The 17,118-nt window shown below is 63.1% G+C and carries 18 protein-coding genes; 7 read left to right on the forward strand and 11 right to left on the reverse strand.

The window, feature by feature from the left end; translation table 11 throughout:
* Positions 1-118: 118 nt before the first annotated feature.
* Positions 119-370: a CsbD family protein gene (locus V6657_RS05920; RefSeq protein ID WP_338755003.1), complete on the reverse strand. Its 252-nt coding sequence runs from the start codon at positions 368-370 to the stop codon at positions 119-121.
* A 178-nt stretch (positions 371-548) separates the two neighbouring features.
* On the opposite strand from V6657_RS05920, the gene V6657_RS05925 reads away from it, so the two are divergent.
* The 5 genes from V6657_RS05925 to V6657_RS05945 all read left to right on the forward strand — a co-directional run bounded on the left by V6657_RS05925 (position 549) and on the right by V6657_RS05945 (position 3,223).
* Complete coding sequence (locus V6657_RS05925; RefSeq protein WP_048932887.1) at positions 549-1,046, forward strand: phasin family protein; 498 nt, start codon at positions 549-551, stop codon at positions 1,044-1,046.
* Positions 1,047-1,309: 263 nt separating this feature from the next.
* Positions 1,310-1,549 (forward strand): hypothetical protein, encoded by a 240-nt coding sequence (locus V6657_RS05930; RefSeq protein ID WP_048932734.1) that lies wholly within the window; start codon positions 1,310-1,312, stop codon positions 1,547-1,549.
* 149 nt (positions 1,550-1,698) lie between these two features.
* A complete protein-coding gene (locus V6657_RS05935; RefSeq protein ID WP_048932733.1) occupies positions 1,699-2,019 on the forward strand; it encodes a hypothetical protein in 321 nt (106 codons plus the stop codon).
* A 275-nt stretch (positions 2,020-2,294) separates the two neighbouring features.
* On the forward strand, positions 2,295-2,525 hold the full coding sequence (locus V6657_RS05940) for a hypothetical protein (protein WP_048932732.1): 231 nt from the start codon (positions 2,295-2,297) through the stop codon (positions 2,523-2,525).
* Positions 2,526-2,809: 284 nt separating this feature from the next.
* Positions 2,810-3,223: a heme-binding protein gene (locus V6657_RS05945; protein WP_021194893.1), complete on the forward strand. Its 414-nt coding sequence runs from the start codon at positions 2,810-2,812 to the stop codon at positions 3,221-3,223.
* 223 nt (positions 3,224-3,446) lie between these two features.
* Here V6657_RS05945 and hemP read toward each other — a convergent pair whose 3' ends face one another.
* From hemP to V6657_RS05970, 5 genes are all read right to left on the reverse strand, one after another.
* On the reverse strand, positions 3,447-3,722 hold the full coding sequence (gene hemP, locus V6657_RS05950; protein ID WP_048932731.1) for a hemin uptake protein HemP: 276 nt from the start codon (positions 3,720-3,722) through the stop codon (positions 3,447-3,449).
* Positions 3,723-3,887: 165 nt separating this feature from the next.
* On the reverse strand, positions 3,888-5,903 hold the full coding sequence (locus tag V6657_RS05955) for a BCCT family transporter (protein WP_082170132.1): 2,016 nt from the start codon (positions 5,901-5,903) through the stop codon (positions 3,888-3,890).
* Between the two features lie 141 nt (positions 5,904-6,044).
* Entirely contained in the window at positions 6,045-6,458 is a 414-nt protein-coding gene (locus V6657_RS05960) for a biopolymer transporter ExbD (protein WP_021194890.1), read from the reverse strand.
* An 11-nt stretch (positions 6,459-6,469) separates the two neighbouring features.
* Positions 6,470-7,198, reverse strand: coding sequence for a MotA/TolQ/ExbB proton channel family protein (locus tag V6657_RS05965; RefSeq protein ID WP_021194889.1), 729 nt, complete (start codon positions 7,196-7,198; stop codon positions 6,470-6,472).
* 45 nt (positions 7,199-7,243) lie between these two features.
* Complete coding sequence (locus tag V6657_RS05970) at positions 7,244-7,894, reverse strand: energy transducer TonB (protein WP_048932730.1); 651 nt, start codon at positions 7,892-7,894, stop codon at positions 7,244-7,246.
* A 543-nt stretch (positions 7,895-8,437) separates the two neighbouring features.
* Here V6657_RS05970 and V6657_RS05975 point away from each other — a divergent pair.
* The gene (locus V6657_RS05975) at positions 8,438-10,753 is read left to right on the forward strand and encodes an ATP-binding protein (protein ID WP_048932729.1); all 2,316 of its coding nucleotides are present in this window, start codon (positions 8,438-8,440) and stop codon (positions 10,751-10,753) included.
* Here the strand turns inward: V6657_RS05975 and V6657_RS05980 are convergent, their stop codons facing one another.
* Entirely contained in the window at positions 10,754-11,113 is a 360-nt protein-coding gene (locus V6657_RS05980) for a DHCW motif cupin fold protein (protein WP_048932728.1), read from the reverse strand.
* Positions 11,114-11,470: 357 nt separating this feature from the next.
* Here V6657_RS05980 and V6657_RS05985 point away from each other — a divergent pair, with 357 nt between their 5' ends.
* Positions 11,471-12,748 (forward strand): dicarboxylate/amino acid:cation symporter, encoded by a 1,278-nt coding sequence (locus tag V6657_RS05985; protein ID WP_048932727.1) that lies wholly within the window; start codon positions 11,471-11,473, stop codon positions 12,746-12,748.
* Positions 12,749-12,789: 41 nt separating this feature from the next.
* Here the strand turns inward: V6657_RS05985 and murI are convergent, their stop codons facing one another.
* From murI to V6657_RS06005, 4 genes are all read right to left on the reverse strand, one after another.
* On the reverse strand, positions 12,790-13,638 hold the full coding sequence (gene murI, locus V6657_RS05990; RefSeq protein WP_048932726.1) for a glutamate racemase: 849 nt from the start codon (positions 13,636-13,638) through the stop codon (positions 12,790-12,792).
* A 19-nt stretch (positions 13,639-13,657) separates the two neighbouring features.
* Entirely contained in the window at positions 13,658-15,181 is a 1,524-nt protein-coding gene (locus V6657_RS05995) for a fumarate hydratase (protein ID WP_048932725.1), read from the reverse strand.
* Positions 15,182-15,456: 275 nt separating this feature from the next.
* Positions 15,457-16,008, reverse strand: a complete 552-nt coding sequence (locus V6657_RS06000; RefSeq protein WP_048932724.1) for a hypothetical protein — start codon at positions 16,006-16,008, stop codon at positions 15,457-15,459.
* Between the two features lie 34 nt (positions 16,009-16,042).
* Complete coding sequence (locus V6657_RS06005; RefSeq protein WP_082170137.1) at positions 16,043-17,002, reverse strand: DMT family transporter; 960 nt, start codon at positions 17,000-17,002, stop codon at positions 16,043-16,045.
* Positions 17,003-17,118 lie beyond the last annotated feature (116 nt).

Raw genomic sequence — 17,118 nt, forward strand, 5'->3', positions numbered from 1 at the left:
TATTAAAGGCCGTGCACGGTGCCATGTGCAGGGACCGATGCCTGAAAACGGTGTCAGCCGATTCCCACACATGCAACGCGGATTCCGGCGCGGAAGTTCCGCCCTTTCTTGCGTATTGCTAACGGTCCAGCGTCTTCTTCACATCTTCACGAACATCGCCCATGGTGGCGCGAGCTTTGCCGATGTTTTTTTCGATGTTGCCCTTGACCTGTGTTTTTTCATCGCCGGTCACCTTGCCGGCCACTTCCTTGATCTTGCCTTTCGCTTCTTGCAGACGGCCCTTCACTTGGTCCTTGTTCATGGTTCGACCCCTTTGTTGATCGGCCGGTGCAGGGGCGCCCACCGGCATTGGCGCGTGGCGCAGCGCCACCGTTGCAGCATATGGCGTGTGGTGCTTGCGCCCAGGTGACGTTGTCCGAAAGACCTGTAGGACAAACGGGTGATGTCACGGAAATAGGCTTGACCGATGGCTACACTGAAACGCCCGGCCGCGTTGGCACGTGCCGGATCTGTTCACCATTCTCACGACCCACGAGGGAGAAAGCGACATGATGACTCTAGAGCAACTCGGCATCCTGCACCGATCGCAGATCGAGGCGTGGCTGGCCGTTACGGAAGAAGCTGTTGACGGCGTCAATCGCCTGATCGGGCTCAATCTCCAGGCACTCAAGGCCAGCTTTGGAGAGACCGAGCAGTGCCTGCACGACGCGGCCGGCGCGCAGGATGCCGGACAGTGGTTCGGTGCGCAGGCGCAGTTTCTGCAGCCCGCCGGAGAACGCGTGTCCGGCTATACGCGCAACTTCATCGAAATCGGTGTGCAAACACAGAACGGCATCACGCGCGCGCTGCAGCGTCATGGTGATGAAGTGCGTCGTCAATGGGGCTTCGTCGCAGAGAACCTGGCCGACGCCGCGCCTCCGGGCACCGAGGTGGCCGTGAAGTTTCTCAAGGCATCTGTCGGGCTGGAGGTGGCTGCTGCGGAAGCGGCAGAGGTTGCCGCTTCCGAGGCAAGTGGCGTTACCGCCAGGAACGACACCGCGCATTGAGTACTCCTCCATACGGGTGAAATTCGTCGGCAGTGGGCCGACATGGATTTCGGCGCAGTCCTACAGGGTGTTGCGGACAGGCTTCGATACGCGCGTCAGGCGCCGATCTCTACACTTCCTACATGTCCATCAACATGAAGGAGGTGATCGTGCCCTACCTGGTTGCATGGTTCCTGGGCCTTCCCGCGTTCGTGTTGCTGCTGATGTGGTTGTTCGTGCATTGATGCACGCAGCACGATCCCTCAACGCGAACCGGAGGACCTATGACCTTCCGAGACGATTGCAAGATCGAAGTCTCTGCCTATGAAATTTCCCCCGACGCCTGGCGTGCAGAAGTCAGCATCCTGCGCGTAAGCGACGGTGAAATCTTGCTACCGCGCACCACTGTGCGCGAATCGATCAATACGTATTCGAATGCTGGTAGCGCACTTGAAGCTGCACGGGCCTATGCCGAAGCGATGATCGCTGCCGGCCAGTTCGATTGCAGCCCTGCGTGGAATTGAGTTGCGCGGGATTCCGCAGCTATGTGGCGTTACGTTCTGTTACCAATTCGCCCCTACCGTATCACCTGTGACGGTGGGCCTGCATACAATACAGATACCGTAATTGGCGCTGGCTGCGGTGCTTGCCAGGCGCTTTCTAGCTGCAGGTGATGAACATGATTCGACGCAATGGGCTGTTGATGGCAGGTGCAGCCGCACTGGCCGTGCTGGCGGTGCCGCAGATGGCGTCGGCGCACGTAAGCGTCGGCATTGGGATTGGTGTGCCGGTCGCGCCTGTGTATGTGGCGCCGGCTCCGGTCTATTATCCACCGCCGCCGCCGGCGTACTATCCGCCGCCGCCCCCGGTCTACTACGGCGCACCGGCACCCGTGTACTACGGGCCGCCGCCTGTCGTGGTGGACCCAGGCTGGTATCGCTGGGGTCCGCGCTATCGCTACTACGATGGCTACCACTGGCGTCGCTGGCGCTAAGCCACACATCGCACGAGAAAGGCTCCTTCGGGAGCCTTTTTCTTTGCCTGCATGCAGTGTACGAACAAGTACAACTCGGTGCGGGACGGCACAGCGTTTGCGTCCAACCGCAGAACGGGCAGGCGTTGCAGAGGCGCTCACGCGACAAAGCGGTGCGGTACTGAACGCAGGCAAGGTTTGCCCGGTCGATATGACATCCGCATGAAGCGCGTGCGGATACGTGCGCCAGCACTGGCGCGCGTCATGTTTGCAGTGCAATGACCGAAGGAGTTTCCATGCAAGTCACAACGCAACGCTTTGCTGTGCGCACCCTCGCGGTGGCTGCTGGCAGCCTGGCGCTCGTGCTCGGCGCGGGGGTGGCGCACGCCGGCTCGATCGATCCCTACCAGCCTGCCCAGAAGATCAGCCGCGCAGATCCCTACACCGATGGGGCCAGGATGGGGCGTGCCGACCCATACACCGACGGCGCTTGTGCCGACGGAAAGCCTCAGGGTAGCGGCACGTGATTGTCTATCGCATCGCAACATCAAGCCCGGGCTATTCCCGGGCTTTTTCTTTGCACATCTTCCGTGTGCGCAGCGCGTGCTAAGGTCGGCAAGAAGAACTGGCGCGCGGCGCATGCGCGACGATACTGAAGACACGAGATGTATCGGCTCATTTGCGTCAGGTAGTCAGGATCGCGCTGTAGCAGCAACGCAGGCCAATGGCATACTTTCGCCCTATGCGAGCCCACTGCCAGCAATACGCAGCCTTCGCACACTTGCATCACCACAACCAAGGAGAACGAGTCATGAAAACCAAGCCCTGCCTGTGCCAGGACGATGTCACCAAGATCCTGGATGCCGCCGAGAAGGAGGCACGCGCGCACCAGTGGGCCGTGACGATTGCCGTGGTTGACGATGGCGGCCATCTGATGGGCCTGCGCCGCATGGACGGTTGCGCGACCATCTCGTCGTACATCGCACCGGAGAAGGCGCGTACGGCCGCGCTGGGCCGCCGTGAATCGAAGGTCTACGAAGACATCATCAACAACGGCCGCATCTCGTTCCTGTCGGCGCCGCATCTGCAAGGCATGCTTGAGGGCGGTGTGCCCGTGCTGGTGGAAGGCGTATGCGCCGGTGCCGTCGGTGTGTCGGGTGTGAAGTCGGCGGAAGATGTGCAGATCGCTAAGGCGGGCATTGCCGCCGTGCACGTGATCTGCTGAGTTGCTGATCGCGAAAAACGCGAATCGATGGAGAAGGGCGCGGCGTAGGTCGCGCCCTTTTTCTTTGGGCGCGCCCGGATGGGAACTGGCGGGAAAGAACGGCTTGGCTGGCAGTCGTCCGGCAGACGGGTCTGGTGTCTGCCAACGCGAAATGACGATGGCTGGCTACTGCCGAATGTCTCCTGAGAGAGACGTCCCCACAAAAGTCAGTACGTGCTGCGTGTTACTTGGTCAGGATCAGTTTGCCGAAGCGCGTGACGCGCAGCGTGTAGATCGCACCGTTGTGACGGATGGCGACAGCGCTCTGGCCGGCAAACAATTGTTCGGAAGTCATGACCCGCGTATCACCGATGGTTGCGGGGGTGGCCTCAACGGCTGGTGCTGCGGCGGGCGCGGTGGCCGGTGTGGCATTGAGACCAGCCGGGCGCTGGCGGGCCACGATGACGTGGCGACGGCGGGTCACGGTGCGTCCTGCATCTTGGTGTTCGGCAGCATTCATGGTGAAGGTCCTGGCTGGCGGAAAAGCGTTGACTGGCAAGGGATTCCAGCGAATGCCAAGCAGTCTAAATGAGAATCGTTATCATTACAAGTGACATCTGACGATGTGCTGATGACTGCCCGCCAGCCCTGAAAAAAGAAACCGGGCACGTGGCCCGGTTGCGTGTCAGGTATGACCCGGCGCTTCGCGCAGGAGGGTCGTTCGCTCGTCTGTGCGTTGGGCGCGGTAGCGCTCGTAGTGGCGCAGGATGTCGGCGATGATTTCTTCGCCGCGCAGGTACTCGATGTCGTAGCCCTCGCGACCATCTTCGAAGAAGGTGACGGGCTCGTGGGTGAGCGCGTGGTCGGGGGCCGCTGCCTGGCTTGGTGTCGCGACGGGCAGTGCTTTGCTCGCGCTGCGCACGCCGTAGACGAAATCGCGGTCCGATGGATCGGGGATGACCAGGCGCACGCTGTCTTCGGCTTCGAGCACGTGCGCCTCGATGCCGCGCCGGCTCAGTTCTCTCACCACGTCGTTCATGGCCGGCAGCACTTGCCTGGCGAGGAACGTGCGCACATCCGCTTCGGTGGACGGGTTCACCATCTGCGCAAGACGCTGGCGCCAGCGCTGGCCGCTCCAGAAGGATGTGGCGGGGGCCAGTTCGCGGGAGTAGTGCGCGCGGTCGGCCGACATGCCACGCCACAGGCCATAGCAAAGCAGCGCCATGATGATCGCGACCGGCAGGGCCGCCACCAGCGTCATCGCCTGCAAGGCCTTGAGGCCGCCGGCCAGCATCAGGATGGCGGCAGTCGCCCCGAGCACGACCGCCCAGAAGAGCCGCTGCCACACTGGCGAATGCACAGCACCGCGCGAGGCAATCGTGTCGATCACGAACGCGCCGGAATCGGCTGAGGTCACGAAGAACACGGCGATCAGCACGATGGCCAGCCACGACAGTGCCGTGGTGCCGGGAAAGTAATCAAAGAAGTGGAAGAGCAGGGCATCGACATTGCCTGCGGTGCGCGCGAGGTCGCCGGCCGCCTGATGCGTGTCGAGCCAGATTGCGCTGTTGCCGAAGGCGGTCATCCACAGCAGGTTGAACGCGGTCGGCACGATCAGCACGCCGATCACGAACTGCCGCACCGTGCGCCCGCGTGAGATGCGCGCAATGAACATCCCGACGAACGGCGACCATGATACCCACCACGCCCAATAGAGAATCGTCCAGCCGCTGAACCAGCCAGACGCGTTGGGTGGCGTATAGGCAAAGGTGCGGAATGACAGGTTGACCAGGTTCGACAGGTAGTTGCCGACGTTCTCACTGAAGGCTTGCAGCAGGAACACTGTCGGGCCGGCAATGATGACGAAGGCCAGCAGCAGGAAGGCCAGCGTCAGGTTCAGCTCCGAGAGCCGGCGCACGCCGTTACCGAGCCCCGACGCAGCCGACGCACCGGCCAGCAGCACCACCACGCAGATGAGGCCCACGCGGAAGGTGTCGGAATCGGTTTGCCACCCCGCCACCTGATGCAGGCCCGCGCCGAGCTGCAGCACGCCGTAGCCGAGCGTGGTGGCAATGCCGGCAATCGTACCGATCAGGGCGAAGGCATCCACCCCATGGCCCAGCACACCGTTGATGCGTTCACGCAGGATGGGATACAGGCCCGAGCGCATGGTGAGCGGCAGGTTGTAGCGGAACGCGAAGTACGCCAGCGCCAGGCCCATCACACCGTAGATGGCCCAGGCATGCAGGCCCCAGTGGAAGAAGGTGGAGAGCATCGCTTCGCGCGCGGCGAGGGCGGTCTGCGGCGCGACGGTCGGCGGTTGCAGGTAGTGCTGCATCGGTTCGCCCACGCCGAAGTACATCAGCCCGATGCCCATGCCGGCTGCGAAGAGCATCGCCGTCCAGGAGACGAAACTGAACTCGGGTTCGGCCTCGTCAGGGCCCAGGCGGATGTCACCGAACCGGCTGGCCGCCACGACGATCAAGAACACCAGGAAGCCCGTGACCGCCAGCATGTAGAACCAGTCGAAGTGCCCTGTGACCCAGCGTTGTGCGACGCCGAAGGCGCGGTCGGCCAGCTCGGGCTGTACGGTGCACAACACGAGCAGCAGGACCAGTACGACCAGCGATGGCACAACGACCTGTGGAACCAGGGTGGTGCGCGGCGACGCGATGTCGGAAGGGGCGGAAGAACTTGCCATGTAGGATCCTTCTGATTGCGGGGATGGCCGCAAAAGTACCGCCAGCGCCGCTCCATTGCAAATGGAAGGTGCCAGAAATGACAAACCCCCGTGCAAAGACGGGGGTTCGAGGCGATGCAGCGGGATGTCGCGTCAGCTGCCTTAGTTGCGTTCAGGCTCCGTCACGAAGCCGATGCGCGCCAGGCCTCCACGCTGGATGGCAGCCATCACCTGAGCCACACGCTCGTAGCGGACGTTGCGATCCGCACGCAGGTGCATCTCCGGCTGTGGCTGCTGTTGCGCGGCCTGTGCAATGTTGGCCTGCAGCGTGGCTTCATCCACCGGCTGGTTGTTCCAGAACGCCTGACCTTGCGCGTTGATCTCGACATTCACGCTTTGCGGCTTGGCGTCGTCGGGTTTGTTCGATGCGCGCGGCAGGTCGATCTTCACCGCATGGTTGATCACGGGAATGGTGATGATGAAGATGATGAGCAGCACCAGCATGACGTCGACCAGCGGCGTCATGTTGATCTCGTTCATCACCTCGTCATCGTTGTCGAAGGTACCGAAGGCCATGGTGGCTCTCCTTACTGCTGCTTGACCGAGGCCAGACGGACGCTGGCATCGTCGCGCGAGGCGCCCGGACGCAGGCGCGCACCGGTCACGAAGTAGGCGTGCAGGTCATGCGCGAAGCGGTTGAGCTTGGCGATGATGGACTTGTTGCCACGCGTGAGTGCGTTGTAGCCCAGCACGGCCGGAATGGCCACGGCCAGACCGAAGGCCGTCATGATGAGCGATTCGCCCACGGGGCCCGCCACCTTGTCGATGGTCGGCACGCCCGATGCGCCGATGCCCAGCAGGGCGTGATAGATGCCCCACACCGTGCCGAATAGGCCGACGAACGGTGCCGTCGAACCCACCGAGGCCAGCACGGCCAGGCCCGATTGCATCTGGCCGACCGACTCATCGATCGCGCTCTTGAGCGAGCGCGTAAGCCAGTCAGAGATGTCCATCACATCGTGCAGTTGCGGCTGGCTGGCGCGGTGGTGCTGCGCGGCTTCGCGGCCGGTTTGCGCGAGTGCGTAGAACGGGTTGTCCTTGGGGCTGCCAAGCGTCTGCATGGCGTGGTCGAAGTCGTCGGAGTGCCAGAAGCGCTTTTCAGCGCCTTGCGCCATGCCTTTCAGGCGCACGATGTCCCACGCCTTGGTGAGGATGACGATCCACGAGGCGAGCGACATGATCAGCAGCAGAATGGCCGTGCCGCGCGCGACGATATCGCCTTGTGTCCAGAGATGGGAAAGACCGAGTTCCTGCATGATGGGTTTCCTGAGTTGTCCTGATGAAGCGAGAGTCGGAATGGGTTAATTATCGAGCTTGAAGACATACGGTTTGCTTGCCACAACGGGCACAGCATGGCCGTTTTGCTTGTACGGGGTGCACTTGATGGAGCGGGCAGCCTCAGTAGCGGCACGATCCAGGCGCGGCGAACCGGAAGACGACGTGAGCGCCACATTGGTGACTTCACCCGCAGTGCCGATGGAGAGCTTGACCATGGCGCGGCCTTCCTCGCCCATCTTTTGCGACATCGACGGATACCCCGGCTGCGGATCGCTGCACTGGATGTCGTTGATGCCGACGCTGATCGGGCCGCTTGGCGCAGGGGCCGGTGCGGGTTCTGCGGGTGGAGCCGGTGGTGCGGGCGGCGTGGCGGGCGCCACGGGCGCGTTGTCCGACGGCGGCAGGTTGGGCGTCGGCATCGGTGTCGGCTTGGGTTGCGGCACCGGCTTGACGATGTTCACCTGCTTGGGCGCTTCCTGCTTGACCGGCTGCTGCTTGGGCGGCTCCGGCTGCTTGATGGGCTCTGGCGTGGCGGGGATGAGGTTGACCTGCAACTCAGGCGGCTCCTCCTTGCTCAGTGGCGACTGGATCAGGCCAAGCTGAATCAGCATCAGCACGCCCGCGTGCAGCAACAGCACGACCACCAGAATCTTGAGAGTACGAGGGTGAATCATCAACGACCGGGAATCGAGAGCGGAAAAAATAGGGCGGAGTGCGGCAATGGGCGTTGGCAGAGCAACCGCTCAACAAGGCTCGGCTTCAGCGCTTGCCGAACATGATGAGCGAAACCCCGATGCTGATAAGCAGACTCAGGAGCAGTTCCATGGCGCCTAGTGTTGGTGTCGGCAGGGTCGCTGCCGACATGACAGGTATTTTAGGCCCGCAACATGCAACAGTGTTGCGACAGTCGGGGTGCGACTTTGTTTCAGCCTATTGCAGCGATAAGAAAAAGTATAAACGATAATGATTCCTATTTGCGAAAAATCCCATGATCCTTTCGACGTCTTTCGTGGGGCGAGCTGCACATCCAGATGACGGATAGCGGAGAACTGCCTGCCCAGGCGCTTTGGTCGTGTGGGTTTCACGGGCCCGCAATTTGCGGACATGGGGGTCGACCCGGGTACGCAGTGCGTGCAAACACGCTAGGATGAAAAGCATTCAAACACGGTGACCGGCCGGCCAACCGTGAACGGGGAAGCGGTGAATAGGGGGCGACCATGGATGAAGACAATCTCAGCCTGGACGACGCCGACGATGGTACGTTCGTCCCCACGGGCGGCAGGCAGCCTCAATCGCTGTTGTCGTCACTGGACTCCATGTGCGCGCAATTTGCGTTGCGTACGGTCTGTGCGATGGGCCTGCGCTTCAATCTGCGCACCAACATCAACGACATTCTCACCGTTTGCGCGCCGGAGCTGATCTGGCCCGTGACGGTCATCCAGCGCTTGCAGCGGTTCCTGGCCGCGCGCTGCGCCGATATGCCGGGCTGGCGCGCCGTCGGCAAGCTGGATCTGCCCACCTTCATGGACCGCCACGGCCAGTGGAGCAGCGCCTTTGACGAAAGCTCGCTGTTCTACTACCTCGACGAGTACGTCAAGCATCACGCTAAGGACATGTTCACCGTGTTTGGGGCCTCGTGCGATGCCCTGGGCGAGCGACTATCCAGTGAGCGCGTGCTGCTGGTCGGCAACATCGACATGCTGGCGCGCGTGCTGGGCCTGCCGCCGCATGAGCGCGCGCTGCTGTTGTTCGCGTCGCTGGTGAAGTACAAGCGCGATCTGCGTGCCGTGATGGTCGATTGCAAGGTCGCTCACAGCCAGGAGGCCTTCCAACTGCTGGCGGGGCTGGCAGGCGCGAGCACCGCCGAGGTGGCCGCCTCCCTGCGCCCCGGTTCGCGGTTGGAAACGCTTGGCCTGATCGAGCCGCCGTTGCCCGAGAACAGCGTCACGGATCTGGGCGACCTGATGCGTATCTCCGATCGTCTGCTGCACGTGCTGCTGGGCGACTACGCGAGTGAGGCGGAGATGATGGCTGTCTTCACGCGTCCCGCGCCGCCGACCACGCTGGCGCAATCCGACTATCCGCACGTCGAGACCGACGCGCGCTATCTGACCGCCTTGCTGGAAAACGCTTCGCAGACGCGTGCCGTGGGCGTGAACATCCTGCTGTACGGCGCGCCCGGCACCGGCAAGACCGAACTGGCGCGCGTGCTGGCGCGCGATGCCGGCTGCGAGCTGTATGAGGTGGATTGCCTCGACAAGGATGGCAACAGCCTCTCCGGCAAAGACCGCTATCGCTCACTGCAGGTCTCGCAGGCGTTCCTGCGGGGGCGGCCTGGCGCCGTGTTGCTGTTTGACGAAGTGGAAGACGTATTCCCTGGCCCGACACGCGAGCTCATGAGCCTGTTCGGGCATGAAGAGCCGCGCGGCTCCGTCAACGGCAAGGCGTGGGTCAATCAAACGCTGGAGCAGAACCCGGTGCCGGTGATCTGGGTATCGAACTCGATCCGGCAGATCGATCCGGCCTACCTGCGGCGCTTCCAGTTCCATCTTGAGTTGAAGGTGCCGCCGCCGACCGTGCGCGAGAGCATCATCCGCAAGCACCTGGAAGGGCTGGAAGTGTCGGATGCCTTCATGGCCAAGCTGGCGGCGCGCAAGACGCTCACGCCTGCGCAGATCGACTCGGCCGCGCGCTTCGCACGCCTGACGCAGCCGGCGATGGAGGAATCGGCGGAATCGTTGATCGTGCGCCAGCTCGATCATGCAGATCAGGCCATGGGCTTGCGCCCCGAAGTGCCGGCGCACCGTGTCGTCACCGAATACAAGCTCGACTATTTGAACCTCGAGACGCGCTTCCCCGTGGAGCGGGTGATTGAAGCGCTGCGCGCACGCAAGCGCGGCACGCTGTGCTTCTTCGGGCCGCCGGGCACGGGCAAGACGGTGTTGGCCGAGCACATCGCCAGCCAACTCGACGTGCCGCTGATGATCCGCCGCGCCTCAGACCTGATGAGCAAGTACGTGGGCGAGACGGAGCAGCAGATTGCCGCCATGTTCTCGCGCGCTGAAGAAGAGCGCGCGCTCCTGCTGCTCGACGAGGCTGACAGCTTCATGCAGAGCCGCCAGGGTGCGGTGCGCAACTACGAGGTGTCGGAAGTCAACGAGATGCTGCAGGGCATGGAGCGCTTTGACGGCATCTTCATCTGCACGACCAACCTGTTCGATCGGCTGGATGAGGCTGCGCTGCGGCGCTTTGCATTCAAGATCCGCTTCAGGCCACTGATGCGGGCCCAGCGCGAGCAGATGTTCATTGCCGAGGCACTGGGTGGCAATGCGGATGCGCTCAAGCCCGTGTGGCGCGAGATTCTGGCCTCGCTCGACATGCTCACGCCGGGCGACTTTGCGGTGGTCAAGCAGCAATCGCTGCTGCTGGGCGAGGCGCTGGAGCCGGAGGCGTTTCTTGCGCAACTGCGGCAGGAGCATTCGATCAAGCCGGAGTTGCGTGAGCGGCGGTCGATTGGTTTTACACCGCGGTGATCAATCAACAATAAAGAGCCGGGCGCCCGTCTTCGTATAGGACTGATGCGCCTCGGCATCATCCCCCACCTGGTAGCTCATACCGGGCGTGAGCGTGAACTTGCGGCCGTCTTCCAGCGTGGTTTCCAGTTCGCCGTCCAGGCAGAACAGGATGTGACCTTTCTTGCACCAGTGGTCGGCCAGGTAGCCGGGCGTGTACTCGACCATGCGCACGCGGATGCGGTTGGGCTCGTCACCAAAGTAGCGTGTGCGCCAGAGGGCCATGCCGCCATTGCCGTTTTCGTCCATTTGGCCAGTGTGTTCGGTGGGCTCGACAACAGACCAGTCGGTCGTGCCGAAAGCGAAGGGGGCCATCTTCATCGTGGGGTCCTGTGGGTTTGCCGTTCCACGATGGTAGCAGTGGCGCGGGCGCCGCATTGCGTGTGCGCCAAAGGGCGCTTGTTGGTATGCGCCGACGGCATTGCGCACCGATCAATAATCTTGCTCGCGATGCGCGACGCCAATGCCTGTGCGGCATCGGCCCGAGCCCCGGGTCGGCCCCCGGTAATCTATGCAAAATTTGCATGTTGCCATGCAACATCGACATAACGATCGCCATCTGCTTGTCTAATATCCTCGCTTTTTACAAAGCGTGACGAACTTGGGCCGCCCTTGGCCCACACAAGATCCGCTGGCCCGTGACCGCCCTCCGGCCCCGGGGAATTCCTGGAGAAAGTCTTGAACACCAAACGTCTGACCTCCCACATCGGCATTGCCATGGTGCTGGGCATTGCCGTCGGCTGGGGCTGCCACGAATACGCCAAGGACGCTGCGGCGGCCAAGGACATCGCTTCGTACTTCAGCATCATCACCGACATCTTCCTGCGCATGATCAAGATGATCATCGCGCCGCTGGTGTTCTCGACCCTGGTGACGGGGCTGGCGAGCATGAGCGGTGGCAGCGCGGTTGGTCGCGTGGGCCTGCGCGCGATGATCTGGTTTGTGTGTGCGTCGGCCACGTCGCTGGCGCTGGGCATGCTGCTGGTCAATTTCTTCCAGCCGGGCGTGCACATGAATCTGCCGCTGCCCGACATGGCGGCAACGTCGGGTTTGAAGACGGGTGACTTCACGCTCAAGGCCTTCATCACGCACGTCTTCCCGCGCAGCATCGTGGAGGCGATGGCCAACAACGAGATCCTGCAGATCCTGGTGTTCTCCCTGTTCTTCGGCGCCGCGCTGTCGACCATGAAGAACCCGATGGAAAGCGTGATCGGCCGTGGCCTGGAAGAACTGACCAAGCTGATGTTCCGCATTACCGACTACGTGATGCGCTTCGCACCGCTGGGCGTGTTTGCCGCTATGGCCGCCGCCATCACGGTGGAAGGCGTGGGCGTGCTGGTCACCTACGGCAAGCTGATCGGCGAGTTCTACCTGGGGCTGGCGCTGCTGTGGGCGATCCTGTTCTTCGCTGGTTACGTGCTGCTGGGCCGCTCGCTGGGGCGTCTGCTGGGCTTGATCCGTGAACCGACCATGCTGGCGTTTGCCACGGCCAGCAGCGAATCGGCCTACCCGAAGACGATGGAAGCGCTGGAGAAGTTTGGCGTGCCCAAGCGCGTCGCCAGCTTCGTGCTGCCGCTGGGTTACTCGTTCAACCTCGATGGCTCGATGATGTACCAGGCGTTTGCGGTGCTGTTCATCGCGCAGGCCTACAACATCCAGATGAGCTTCACGCAGCAAGTCACGCTGCTGCTGGTGCTGATGCTTACGAGCAAGGGCATGGCCGGTGTGGCGCGTGCCTCGCTGGTGGTGGTGGCGGCCACGCTGCCGATGTTCCACCTGCCGGAAGCTGGCCTGCTGCTGATCATCGGTATCGACCAATTCTTCGACATGGGCCGCACGGCCACCAACGTGATCGGCAACAGCCTGGCCACTGCCGTGGTGGCGAAGTACGAACCGGCTGAAGAGGACAGTGAAGCCGAAGTGGCTGAGCCTGCCGCGCAGCCGAACCTCGGCTGAAGCCCAAAGTAAAAACGCCACCTACCCAGGTGGCGTTTTTTTTATTCAGCTTGCGAAGCGAGCGCGGTTGCCGCCGGGGTGAGCGGCGCGTCGCCAATGTCCACGTGCTGCGCCATGGGAGCCTCGCCCAACAAGGCAGCCACCATGGCTTGCAGCGGGAGCACATCACCGGTGCTCATGAAGCGCGGTGACGCAGCGTTGCCCGTGGCCTGCAATTGCGCCGCAGCTAGCGTACGGCCCAGATGGCGCGCAACGGCATGACCAGTGTCGATCAGCGTCAGCCGATCGCCCGCAATCTCGCGGATGGCGTCTTCCAGAAAGGGGTAGTGCGTGCAGCCGTGCACCAGCGTGTCGGCGCCGGCATCCAGCATCGGCTGTAGATAGGCTTGCAGCAGTTCCAGCACGGCGGGGGAGTGCGTGTCGCCGCGTTCGATCAGCGGGACGAGGCCATAGCCCGGCTGGCTTATCACTTTGCAATCGCCAGAGACCGCTGCCAGCAGGCGCGCGAATTTTTCGCTGCGCAGAGTGCTCTCCGTGGCCAATACACCCACCACGCGACTCTTGGAGTGCGCGACCGCAGGCTTCAGGCCGGGCTCGACGCCAATCACCGGCACTGCGAGCTTTTCACGCAGCACGTGCACGGCTTGCGCCGTGGCGGTATTGCACGCGATCACCAGCGCCTTGCAGCCTTGCTCGACCAGCCACTCACACGCTCGCAGCGTGCGATCAGCAATGTATTCGGGAGATTTTTCCCCGTACGGGGCATGGCGGGAATCCGCCAGGTAGAGAAGCGATTCGGCCGGCAGTTCGGCGCGAATCGCGCGCAGGACGGAGAGCCCTCCGAGGCCGGAGTCAAAGACCCCGACCGGTGTCTGCGCGCGTGTCGTCACGATGGAGACGTTGAGCAGATCAGGCTGCGGCGACCGGAATCTTGCCGATCTTCGCTTGCCATTCCGCCGGGCCGGTCTTGTGGACCGACGTGCCCGAGCTGTCCACGGCAACGGTCACAGGCATGTCCTTCACGTCGAACTCGTAGATGGCTTCCATGCCCAGGTCTTCAAACGCCAGCACCTTGGAGCCACGAATCGCCTTCGACACCAGGTAAGCGGCACCGCCCACGGCCATCAGGTAGGCCGACTTGTGCTTCTGGATGGACTCGATGGCAACCGGGCCACGCTCAGCCTTGCCCACCATGGCGATCAGGCCCGTCTGGGCGAGCATCGTTTCGGTGAATTTGTCCATGCGGGTAGCCGTAGTCGGGCCTGCCGGGCCGACGACTTCATCACGCACCGGGTCGACCGGGCCGACGTAGTAGATCACGCGGTTGGTGAAGTCGATCGGCAGCTTCTCGCCCTTGGCCAGCATGTCGGCGATGCGCTTGTGCGCGGCGTCGCGGCCGGTCAGCATCTTGCCGTTGAGCAGCAGGGTCTGGCCCGGCTTCCACGAGGCGACTTCTTCCGGCGTGAGCGCGTTCAGGTCCACGCGCTTCGACGTTTCGGTGTTCGGTGCCCACTCAACCTTCGGCCATTGCGACAGGTCCGGCGCTTCCAGCTTGGCAACGCCGCTGCCGTCCAGCGTGAAGTGCGCGTGGCGGGTGGCGGCACAGTTCGGGATCATCGCGACCGGCAGGTTGGCGGCGTGCGTCGGGTAGTCCAGGATCTTCACGTCGAGCACGGTGGCCAGGCCGCCCAGGCCTTGTGCGCCAATGCCCAGCGCGTTGACCTTCTCGTACAGCTCGATGCGCAGTTCTTCTGCGCGGTTGCTCGGGCCGCGGGCGATCAGGTCTTGAATGTCGATCGGCTCCATCAGGGCTTCCTTGGCCAGCAGCATGGCCTTTTCCGCCGTGCCGCCAATGCCGATGCCCAGCATGCCCGGCGGACACCAGCCGGCGCCCATGGTCGGCACGGTCTTGAGCACCCAGTCGACGATCGAGTCGGACGGATTCAGCATCACGAACTTCGACTTGGCTTCCGAGCCGCCGCCCTTGGCGGCAACGATCACGTCCACCGTATCGCCCGGCACGATCGACATGTTGATCACGGCCGGGGTGTTGTCCTTCGTGTTGGTGCGCTTGCCGGCGGGGTCAGCCAGCACGCTTGCGCGCAGCTTGTTGTCGACGTCGTTGTACGCGCGGCGCACGCCTTCGTTGACCATGTCTTCCAGGCTCATCGTGGCGCCGTCCCAGCGCACGTTCATGCCCACCTTCAGGAACACGGTGACGATGCCGGTGTCCTGGCAGATCGGGCGCTTGCCCTCTGCACACATGCGGCTGTTGGTCAGGATCTGCGCGATGGCGTCCTTGGCCGCGGGACTTTGTTCCTGCTCATAGGCACGGCCCAGAGCAGTGATGTAGTCCATCGGGTGGTAGTAGCTGATGTACTGCAGCGCGTCGGCGACGCTCTGGATGAGGTCTTCTTGACGAATGACGGTCATGGTGGGGACCAACGTATAGGAATGAGAAACCGGGGATGCGGTAGGGCAATGATCACCGGCAGTGATGCGCCGCAGTGATTTGCACTACGCACCAGCGGCGGGCGCCGCTGGCTCAGAACAGCCGCAGATCATACACCCAATGTCGGGGCTGGATTGTCCGAGCGGATTCGTCGGAATCGATGCGCTGACAGGGCTGCCGCGTCAATGTGCTCCGGCAGCCTCGCCCGCCGGGTGGGCGCGAGATGAGGCGGTCCATCCCTTCTCGGCCCGCAGCGCTACTTGACCCGGCGCAGATGTTTCGGTCGTTTGGCCGCTGCATTCTGCTTGTGAAGTCCACTTGGCCAGCGCAGCAGGCGCCACGCGTGCTCGCCATCAAGCCCCGGCGCCGGAATCAGGTTGACGGCCGCGACCAGCAGGCTCACGTAACCGAGATACAGCACCACCTCGCCGATGATCGGCCAACGCGCGGCGGGTGTGAGATTGGCCAGCAGGATCAATGGCAGGGCCACCGCAAGCTGTGCCAGCGCGCCACCCCAGGCAATCACATAGATGTCCCGTTGGCGTGCAGGTACCTCATGCACACACATGCCGTGGAAGAGGCCAAGGTAGATGGCCTCGACGCGGGCACCTGCACGCCGTGCAAGGTAGGCGTGTCCGGTCTCGTGCAGCAGGATGATGCCGAAGTACGACCCCAACGCTGCCAATGCAGTGAAAGGCGCCTTGATGGAATACGCCAGCAGGACGGCCGACACAGCCAGGACAGTCCAGTGGACATAGACGGGGGCGCCGAAGACGCGCAGGCTGCCAAGGCGGAAATAGCGGTTCATGAGGTGGCGATGTGTCGCGCGGTTGAGGGTGTTGTTATTCGCGATCCAGCGACGGATCAAGCGGGTCCAGCGGATCGACCACCCGCCCACGCCGCACCGGCAAGCGTGGCCGCGCTGGCCAACTCGCCACCAAGATGCCGGCCACCACGCAAGCCAGTGCCACGGCATGCGGCCAGCCGGGCGTCTCACCCAGCGCGACGATGCCGTAAGTGGCTGCGGCAATCGGCAGCACCGAGGTGAACACGCCGGCCAAGTGCGCTGGCACGTGCCGAATGCCCTTCATCCACAGCCAGAACGAAAAGATGCTGGCCGACAGCGCGTACCAGACCACCAGGCCCCAGACGGATGCGGGCACGCTCGATGCATCAAACGTCAGCAGCGGCACCAGGCCCAGCGGCAGCATCAGCAGGCCGCCGATCAGGTGCGTGTACGCACAGATCTCGATGGCGGGCAACGTTTGTGTCAGGCGCCGCGACAGGATCACGTAGATCGACTCGCACAGCACCGCCCCCATCACCAGCGCATTGCCCAGCAGCGCCTGTGCCGCATCGGCGGGTGCCGTGCCGGACGATTCGCCGCCGCGATAGGCGTTGAGAATGGCCACACCCGCCACGGCCAGCACCACCGAGACGAAGGTACGTCCCGATGGCTTCTCACGCAGCACCAACCATGACAGCAGCGCCACAGTGGCCGGGATCGTGCTGGTGATGATGCCGGCAGCCAGCGCCGAGGTGAGCTTCACGCCGTTGAGCATCAGCAGCGTGAAACCGAACGTGCCGAAGAACGCCTGCAGGAAGAGGTTGGTCCATTCCCCGCGCGTCACCCGTCGCATGCGCGACGGCTTGTACCACGGCGCCATGCACACGATGGCAATCAGAAAGCGCAGCAACGCAAACAGCATCACCGGCATGACGGCGACGATCGATTTGCCGAAACCGACGTTGCTGCCGACCAGTGCCATGGCAGCAATCAGGAAAAGGGCGTGGATGGGCACGATGACGAATTGGGTGGAAAGCGGCACGGGGCGCGGCTTTCAAGCCGGCCATGTTGCATTGCGATGCGCGCCGCAGTGCTGAGTGACGCATTATAGTAATGCCCTTCGCGTCAAAT

This window comes from Ralstonia sp. RRA (genome assembly GCF_037023145.1).
Classification (GTDB): domain Bacteria; phylum Pseudomonadota; class Gammaproteobacteria; order Burkholderiales; family Burkholderiaceae; genus Ralstonia.